The sequence below is a fragment of the Kitasatospora sp. NPDC091257 genome (genome assembly GCF_044757675.1).
GTDB lineage: Bacteria > Actinomycetota > Actinomycetes > Streptomycetales > Streptomycetaceae > Kitasatospora > Kitasatospora lactacystinica.
Genome location: NZ_JBIVVI010000278.1, coordinates 1 through 8,382, shown reverse-complemented (window position 1 = coordinate 8,382; position 8,382 = coordinate 1). Strand labels below are relative to the sequence as shown.

Genomic DNA, 8,382 nt, shown 5'->3' with positions numbered 1-8,382 from the left:
GGGGTATCCGCGGTCCCACGGCGGTTCCTGTCCTTCGACCGGCCGCGCGGCCCTGCGCGGTCGCTGGTTGTCGCTCGGGGGTGATCGCCGATGTCGTCGGTCCTGCCCGCCGCCCCGCAAGGTCGGCCGGCGTTCGGACGGGACGCCCGCTGCACGCGGGTCGCTCCCGCGTCCGACGACGCCCAAGGCGCTCTCCGCTACCGAGGACGTAGCTCTCTCCCATCCCAGGCCCCCACCGGTGCGGGACGCACCGCCGGGGAGCCGGAGATGTACGTCCTAGAAGGAGGACTCGCATGTCCCAGACCTACGGCAAGACCCGCTGGAAGCGCTTCGCCCTGGTGATGGTGCCGAGCGTCGCGGCCACCGCGATGGTCGGCATCTCGATCGCCAACAACGCGCTGGCGGCTTCGTTCAGCGTGTCCGGCCAGAGCTTCAAGGTCACCACGCCGGAGCTGCACGGCAAGAACTTCGCCCAGTTCGGCTCGATCGACGCGGAGACGAACGGCACTCCGCACCCGGTCGCCGTCTCGGCCTTCGACGAGGCCACCATCAAGGGCCTCTGCCAGTCGGTGGTGACCGACCCCAACGTCATCCCCCACCTGCCGTGGAAGCTGCCCAAGATCGTCCTGCGGCTGGAGGCCGGCAACAGCGACGACGTCAACAAGCAGGTCTACGCCAAGAACCTGCTGATCGACCTCGACCAGCTGAACGCCGACGCCGAGTTCACCAACATCAACATCGGCCAGGACGCCTCGACCCTCAAGGGCTCGGCCACCCAGGGCTGGCAGTCCAAGCTCGGCGGCCTGCCGTCCGGTCAGACCGGCTTCGCCCAGGCCGCCGAGAAGGCCGACCTGTACAACGTGCAGCAGACCGCCTGGGCCACCTCGGCCGGCACCTTCAAGCTCCAGGGCCTGAAGCTCGCGCTGCACACCGACGGTTCCGGCGAGTGCTACTGAGCCGCTGACGGCGGCGGACCGGGCCCGGTCCGCCCGCCCCGACGGCACCTGCGGGACCGGGGACGGTGCGTGCGCCGTCCCCGGATCCCGTGTCTCGTCCATCCCCTCGTTCACACCATCGAGGAGCTGCACCGTGTCCAGCGCCCTTGCCTCCTACCGGCCCGCCGAGCACGAGAACCCCGCCCAGTGGCTGCGCCGGGTGTTCCGTACGTTCCGCCGGACGCGGCCGTACTACGGCGGTCTGCTGGCCATGATCGCCGGCGTCCCGATCATGTACTTCCCGTACGCCAAGCTCTCGCTGGGCGGCATGACCGTGGCCATGGCCACCACGGCGGGTGCCGGGTCACTGATCATCGGCGTGCTGCTGGTGGTGCTCGGACTGACCGCGTGGTTCCAGCCGGCCGTGCGGGTCTTCGCCGGTATCGCCACCACCCTGCTGACGCTGGTCTCGATCCCGGTCTCCAACCTGGGGGGCTTCGGGCTGGCCCTGCTGCCGGGCCTGATCGGCGGCGGGCTGATGGTCTCCTGGGCCCCGCTGCCGGAGCCCGAGGCCGGAAAGGCCGCCAAGGGCCGGCGCCGGCGCCGGGCCGGGAGCGGCGCCGGGGACGCGGCGGCCGGGAGCGCCGTCGCGCAGAGCGTCGCCACCGAGCCGAACGCCGAGCCGAACGCCGAGCCGAACGCCGAGACCCGGACCGCCGCCGCGCCCGCCACCGACGGCGCCGTCGCGGCGCCCACCGCCGAACTGCCCGCCCGGGGCGCGCCGCCGGCGACCGCCGCCGCGGCCGCCGAAACCGTCGCCGGGAGCACCGTCCCGAAGCAGTCCGGCGCCGTGGACCAGGAGGAGGCGCGGTGACCGGGCCGGCCGAGCAAGCCGACAACGGTACGACCGTTCCCGCGCAGCACTCCGGCCGGCACGCGGCCCCGCGCACGCCCGTACGGGTCCGGCTGAGAGGCCGGGCGCTGGCGATGGCGGCGGTGCCGACCGCGCTGCTGATGGCCGCGGCCTACACGCCCAACCCGGCGGTCGCCGAGTCTGCGGCGGGCAAGCCCTGCGGCACCGCTCCGGCCACCGTGCCGGACGTCGCGCCGATCGAGACGCCGGTGCCCAAGAGCGAGCTGCCGGAGCCGCCGCCGGGCCCGTCCGGCGCGCCGAGCCAGGCCCCGACCACGGCGCCCCCGTCCGGCCCCTCGACCGACCCCGGCTCGGTGCCGACCCAGGTGCCGACCACCGCGCCCGCCCAGCAGCCCACCTCGCCGGTCAAGCCGTCGGCCGCCACCGCCCAGCCGTCCGTCGCCGGTTCCGCCGTCGCCGGTTCCACCGACACCGGCACGGCGGTCCGGAGCGGCCTGATCGACGACCTGGTCGGCGGCATCAGCCACCTGCTGAACCCGAACGCCGTGCCGAGCCCGACGCCGGCCACCACACCGGCGGCCACCACGGCGCCGACCGCTCCGACGGGCCCGACCGCACCCGCCCCGAGCACGGGCACCCCGGCCCAGCCCGCCCAGCCGCAGGCCCGGGCCGCCGCCCCGCAGACCGCGCCGCCCGCGACCCGGCCGGCCGACGACGAGCCCTCGCCCACCGCCACGCCCACCGCCGCGCCGAGCGGCAAGGCGACCGGCAGGCCGAAGCCCTCCGCGACGCCGTCCGCGGACGCCTCGGCGACGCCCTCCGCGGGCGCCTCCGGCAGCCCGTCCGCCACGCCCACCGAGAACCCCAACTGCGATGTGGACGCCCGGTCTCTGACGGCCGGCGCGCCCGCCCCCGGGCACGTCGTCCCGGAGCAGAACTGGACCCTGAAGACCAGCCGGCTCGCCCTGCACGGCGCGGCCTTCCACGGCGTCTACGACGTGAAGACCCCGACCGGCAGCAAGCGCGTCCTGAAGTTCGTGGTCGACAGCGTGGACATCGACAACCTCGACATGTCCACCCTGGAGGGCAACGGCGTCACCTTCCACGTCCAGGGCGCCCCGGGGTCCACCTCGACGATGCGCAAGGGCCCGGTCACCATGTACGTGGAGCGGCTGTCCGGCCACCTCTCCAAGGTGCTCGGCCTGCCGATCCTGATCGACCTGGGCGAGATCACCCTCACCCCGGACACCCTGCCGCGCTGGCTGTACGACCTGATCGGCTCCATCCCGATCCCGCTGGACCTGGAGCTGACCGGCGTCACCGCCAAGCAGGCCGGTCAGTTCGGCGGCACCCTGCGGATCCCCGGGATGCGCATGTTCAACGACGACGCCCCCTACAGCGACAAATAGCGGCGGCGACGGGCGGCGCGGGCGACGAGCGGCGTGCGCCGCAAGGCCCGTGGGGCGGCCCTCCGGAAGGAGGACCGCCCCACGGGCGTTCGGGTCGGGCGGGCGGTCACTCGCTCCGGGTGCCGAGGTGGTGCACCTGCACCATGTTGGTGGTGCCGGGGATGCCGACCGGGACACCGGCGGTGACGATGACGGTGTCGCCCTCGCCGAGCCGGCCCAGCTTCAGCAGCTCCCGGTCGACCTGCGCGACCATCGCGTCCGTGGTGGCCACCTGCTCCGTCACGTACGCCTCGACGCCCCAGCTCAGCGAGAGCTGGTTGCGGGTGGCGGTGTCCGGGGTGAAGGCGATCACCGGGATCGGCGAGCGGTAGCGGGACAGCCGGCGGGCGGTGTCACCGGACTTGGTGAAGGCGACCAGCGCCCTGCCGTCCAGGAAGTCGCCCAGCTCGCACGCGGCGCGGGCGACCGAGCCGCCCTGGGTGCGCGGCTTGCGGCCCGGGTTGAGCGGCTGGAGGCCCTGGGAGAGCAGCTCCTCCTCGGCCTTCTCGCAGATCCGGCTCATGGTGCGGACGGTCTCGACCGGGTACTTGCCGACGCTCGACTCGGCGGACAGCATGACCGCGTCGGCGCCGTCCAGGATGGCGTTGGCGACGTCGGAGACCTCGGCGCGGGTCGGGCGCGAGGCGTGGATCATCGACTCCATCATCTGGGTGGCGACGATGACCGGCTTGGCGTTGCGGCGGGCCAGGGTGACCAGCTGCTTCTGGACCAGCGGCACCCGCTCCAGCGGGTACTCCACGGCCAGGTCGCCGCGGGCGACCATGATGGCGTCGAAGGCGAGGACGATCTCCTCCATGGCCTCGACGGCCTGCGGCTTCTCGATCTTGGCGATGACCGGCACCCGGATGCCGACCTCGTCCATGACCTCGTGGACGTCCTTGACGTCGTCCGCGTTGCGGACGAAGGACAGGGCGATCATGTCGACGCCCAGGCGCAGCGCGAAGCGCAGGTCGTCCTTGTCCTTCTCGGACAGGGCGGGCACGTTCACGGCCGCGCCGGGCAGGTTGATGCCCTTGTTGTTCGAGAGCACGCCGCCCTCGACCACCACGGTCCTCACCCGCGGGCCGTCGACGCTGACGACCTCCAGGGCGATGACGCCGTCGTTGATCAGGATCGGGTCGCCGGGCTTCACGTCGCCGGGCAGGCCCTTGTAGGTGGTGCCGCAGATGTGCTGGTCACCGGGGACGTCCTCGGTGGTGATGGTGAACTCGTCGCCGTTGTCGACGGTCACCGGGCCGTTGGCGAAGGTCGCCAGACGGATCTTCGGACCCTGGAGGTCGGCCAGGACGCCGATGGCCTTGCCGGTGTCCTCCGAGACCTGGCGGACCTTGCGGTACCGCTCCTCGTGGTCCGCGTGGTTGCCGTGGCTCATGTTCAGTCGGGCGACGTTCATGCCCGCCTCGACGATGGCCTTCAGCTGTTCGTAGGAGTCCGTCGCCGGACCCAGGGTGCAGACAATTTTCGCTCGGCGCATATGGATCAGTCTATCCGTTCGTGTTATAGGTGCATTCGGCACGCACCGGGAGGAATCGCCGACGAAAAGTTCCGAGGAGTGAGACGGTTCTGTGTCAGTCCTCGGACTCCCGGCGTTCCCGGTGCACCAGGGCGAAGGCCTGTCGGGCGATCTCCAGCTCCTCGTCGGTGGGCACCACGGCGACCGCCACCCGGCCGTACTCGGGCGAGATGATCCGGGCCTCGCCGGACCGCACCGAGTTCAGCTCCGGGTCGACGGCGATGCCCAGTTCCTCCAGTCCCGCGGTGGCCGCCGCGCGCACCGGCGCCGCGTTCTCCCCGACGCCGGCGGTGAACGCGATCGCGTCCACCCGGCCGAGCACCGCGTAGTAGCCGCCGATGTACTTGCGCAGCCGGTGGACGTACGAGTCGAAGGCCAGCCTCGCGTCCGCGTCCCCCTCGTCGGCCCGGCGCATGATCTCGCGCATGTCGTTCTCGCCGCACAGCCCGCGCAGGCCGCTGCGGCGGTTCAGCAGGTCGTCGATCTCGTCCACGGAGAGGCCGCCGACCCGGTGCAGGTGGAACACCACGCCGGCGTCGATGTCGCCCGAGCGGGTGCCCATGACCAGGCCCTCCAGCGGGGTCAGGCCCATCGAGGTGTCCACGCAGCGGCCGCCGGCGACAGCCGAGGCGGAGGCGCCGTTGCCCAGGTGCAGCACGATCACGTTGACCTCGGCCGGATCCTTGCCGAGCAGCCGCGCGGTGGCCCGCGAGACGTACTGGTGCGAGGTGCCGTGGAAGCCGTAGCGGCGCACCCGGTGCCGGTCGGCGACGGCCTTGTCGATGGCGTACCGGGCCGAGTACTCGGGCATCGAGGCGTGGAAGGCGGTGTCGAAGACGGCCACCTGGGGGAGGTCGGGGCGCAGCGCGCGGGCCACCTCGATGCCGGTGATGTTGGCCGGGTTGTGCAGCGGGGCGACCGGGATCAGCCGGCGGATCTCCCGGAGCACGTCGTCGGTGATCACGGTCGGCTCGGTGAACCGCAGGCCGCCGTGCACCACCCGGTGGCCGATCGCGGCCAGCTCGGGGGAGTCCAGCCCGAGGCCGTCGGCGGACAGTTCCTCGGCGACGGCCTTGAGCGCGCCGGCGTGGTCCGGGAAGACCTGGACGGTCTCGCGCGCCTCGCCGCCGCGCGGGGTGTGCACCAGCCGCCCGCCGGTCTCACCGATCCGCTCGACCAGCCCGGCGGCCAGCTTGGCCCCGTCCAGCATGTCGATCAGCTGGTACTTCACCGACGAGGAGCCGGCGTTCAGCACGAGAACGCGGGTGCCTCCACTCATGCGACGGGCTCCTTGCTGTCCGATGTGCGGTCCTGGGACTGGATGGCGGTGATCGCGACGGTGTTGACGATGTCCTGCACCAGCGCCCCGCGGGAGAGGTCGTTGACGGGCTTGCGCAGCCCCTGGAGCACCGGCCCGACCGCGACCGCGCCGGCCGAACGCTGGACCGCCTTGTAGGTGTTGTTGCCCGTGTTGAGGTCCGGGAAGATCAGTACGGTGGCCCGCCCGGCGACCGGGGAGCCCGGCAGCTTGGCGGCCGCGACGTGGGCGTCCACCGCCGCGTCGTACTGGATCGGGCCCTCGACCAGGATGTCCGGCCGCAGCTCGCGGACCAGCTCGGTGGCCTTGCGGACCTTGTCGACGTCGGCGCCGGAGCCGGAGGTGCCGGTCGAGTACGAGAGCATCGCGACCCGCGGCTCCACCCCGAACTGGGCGGCGGTGGCGGCCGATTGGATGGCGATGTCGGCCAGCTGCTGGGCGTCCGGGTCCGGGTTGACGGCGCAGTCGCCGTACACCAGCACCCGGTCGGCCAGGCACATGAAGAAGACCGAGGAGACGATCGAGGCGCCCGGCGAGGTCTTGATCACCTCGAAGGCGGGCCGGATGGTGGCGGCGGTGGAGTGCGCCGCGCCGGAGACCATGCCGTCCGCGATGCCCTCCTGGACCATCAGGGTGCCGAAGTACGAGACGTCGGTGACCACGTCCAGCGCCAGCTCGACGGTCATCCCCTTGTGGGCGCGCAGCTTCGCGTACAGCTCGGCGAACTGGCGGCGCAGCGGGCTGGTGGCCGGGTCGACGATCCGCACCTGGGCCCGGTCGGCGGCCGGGTTCCCCCCGGCCTGGTGGCCGGGAGCGGTGCCCGCGTCCGGGAGGGCGATGCTCAGGGCCGAGGCCTTGCGGCGGACGGCGTCCACCTCGCCGAGCAGGGTGAGGTCGCAGATGTTGCGGCGCAGCAGGATCTCGGCGGCGCGCAGCACCCGCTCCTCGGTGCCCTCGGGCAGGACGACGTGCCGGCGGGCGCCCCGGGCGCGCTCCAGCAGCTCGTGCTCGAACATCATCGGGGTGACCCGGTCGGACCGGCCGACCTCGATCAGGTTGGTCAACTCGGCGGTGTCGACGTGCAGTTCGAAGAGGCCGAGGGCGATCTCGGCCTTCCGGGGGCTGGCCGGGGTGAGCTTGCCCTCCAGGTGGGTCAGATGGGCGGCGGTGGGCCAGCTGCCCTCGGGGACGACGGCGACCGGGGTGCCGGGGGCGAGCCGGGCGGCCAGTGCCATCACGTTGGGGCCGGGGTGCTGGCCGAGCGTCAGCAGCACGCCGGCGATCGGCGGGGCGCCGGCGGCGTGCGCGGCCAGCGAGCCGATCACCAGGTCGGCGCGGTCCCCGGGGGTGACCACCAGCGCGCCTTCGGTCAGCGCGTCCAGGAAGGTCGGCAGCATGGCGCCGCCGAAGACGTAGCCGCGCACGTCCCGGGCGAGGCCGGCGGCGTCCCCGATCAGGACCTCGGCGCCGGTCGCCTCGACCAGCTGGGCGACGGTGGGCGCGGCCAGGGCCGGCTCCTCCGGGATGACGTAGGCGGGGATCGGCAGCTTCTCGGTGAGGGTGTGCCGGATCCGCTGCTCGGCGCCGGGGGAGACCCGGTTGGCGATCATCGCGAGGGTCTGGCAGCCGAGGTCGGTGTACGCCCGGTGGGCGTTGCGGACCTCGGCGATGACCGTCCCGGCGTCCGCGTCGTGCCCGCCGACCACGGGCAGTACGGCGGCGCCGAACTCGTTGGCCAGGCGGGCGTTGAAGGCCAGTTCGTCCGGGATGCTGGTGTCGGAGAAGTCGGTGCCGAGCACCAGCACGGCCTGGCAGCGCCGCTCCAGCGCGTGGAAGCGGTCGACCAGGACGGAGACCAGCTCGTCCTGCCCCATGGCGGCCTGGAGCGCGGCGGCCTCCTCGTAGGTGAGGCCGTACAGCTCGGTGCTCGGCAGGTCGAGCCGGTAGCGGCCGTGCAGCAGCTCGACCACGTGGTCGGAGCCCGGCCGCCCGGGCGCGGCGGCGTGCACCAGTGGGCGGAACACCCCGACCCGGTCCACCTGGCGGGTGAGCAGTTCCATGACCCCGAGTTCGACCGCCTGGCGGCCGTCCCCCCGGTCGATACCGGTCACGTACACGCTGCGCGCCACGTGGGTGTCTCCGTCCCGTCGTCTCGGAAAGTGGTCATATCGACCATACCTTCGCACCCCGAACGGCCGTCCGCGAGCAGAACGGCGGGGTTCGGGCAAGGGGCGGAGGTCCCTCCCGGGTGCCCGCCCGGTGGGGCGGGCACC

Annotated in this window: 6 protein-coding genes; 3 read left to right on the top strand and 3 right to left on the bottom strand. The window is 73.0% G+C overall.

What is annotated here, in order from left to right:
- Nucleotides 1–293 precede the first annotated feature (293 nt).
- The 3 genes from ACIQOV_RS15485 to ACIQOV_RS15475 all read left to right on the top strand — a co-directional run bounded on the left by ACIQOV_RS15485 (nucleotide 294) and on the right by ACIQOV_RS15475 (nucleotide 3,218).
- On the top strand, nucleotides 294–956 hold the full coding sequence (locus ACIQOV_RS15485; RefSeq protein ID WP_359899897.1) for a DUF6230 family protein: 663 nt from the start codon (nucleotides 294–296) through the stop codon (nucleotides 954–956).
- A 133-nt stretch (nucleotides 957–1,089) separates the two neighbouring features.
- Nucleotides 1,090–1,809 (top strand): DUF6114 domain-containing protein, encoded by a 720-nt coding sequence (locus tag ACIQOV_RS15480; RefSeq protein ID WP_401048819.1) that lies wholly within the window; start codon nucleotides 1,090–1,092, stop codon nucleotides 1,807–1,809.
- A complete protein-coding gene (locus ACIQOV_RS15475) occupies nucleotides 1,806–3,218 on the top strand; it encodes a hypothetical protein (RefSeq protein ID WP_401048817.1) in 1,413 nt (470 codons plus the stop codon). The genes ACIQOV_RS15480 and ACIQOV_RS15475 overlap by 4 nt, the downstream gene beginning before the upstream one ends.
- Before the next feature lie 106 nt (nucleotides 3,219–3,324).
- Here the strand turns inward: ACIQOV_RS15475 and pyk are convergent, their stop codons facing one another.
- The 3 genes from pyk to pta all read right to left on the bottom strand — a co-directional run bounded on the left by pyk (nucleotide 3,325) and on the right by pta (nucleotide 8,238).
- Complete coding sequence (gene pyk / locus ACIQOV_RS15470; protein ID WP_359899892.1) at nucleotides 3,325–4,752, bottom strand: pyruvate kinase; 1,428 nt, start codon at nucleotides 4,750–4,752, stop codon at nucleotides 3,325–3,327.
- Nucleotides 4,753–4,846: 94 nt separating this feature from the next.
- Nucleotides 4,847–6,070 carry an acetate kinase gene (locus ACIQOV_RS15465; protein WP_401048815.1) on the bottom strand — a complete coding sequence of 408 codons (1,224 nt, stop codon included), beginning with the start codon at nucleotides 6,068–6,070 and terminating at the stop codon, nucleotides 4,847–4,849.
- Nucleotides 6,067–8,238: a phosphate acetyltransferase gene (gene pta, locus ACIQOV_RS15460; RefSeq protein WP_401048813.1), complete on the bottom strand. Its 2,172-nt coding sequence runs from the start codon at nucleotides 8,236–8,238 to the stop codon at nucleotides 6,067–6,069. The genes ACIQOV_RS15465 and pta overlap by 4 nt, the downstream gene beginning before the upstream one ends.
- Between the last annotated feature and the right edge of the window lie 144 nt (nucleotides 8,239–8,382).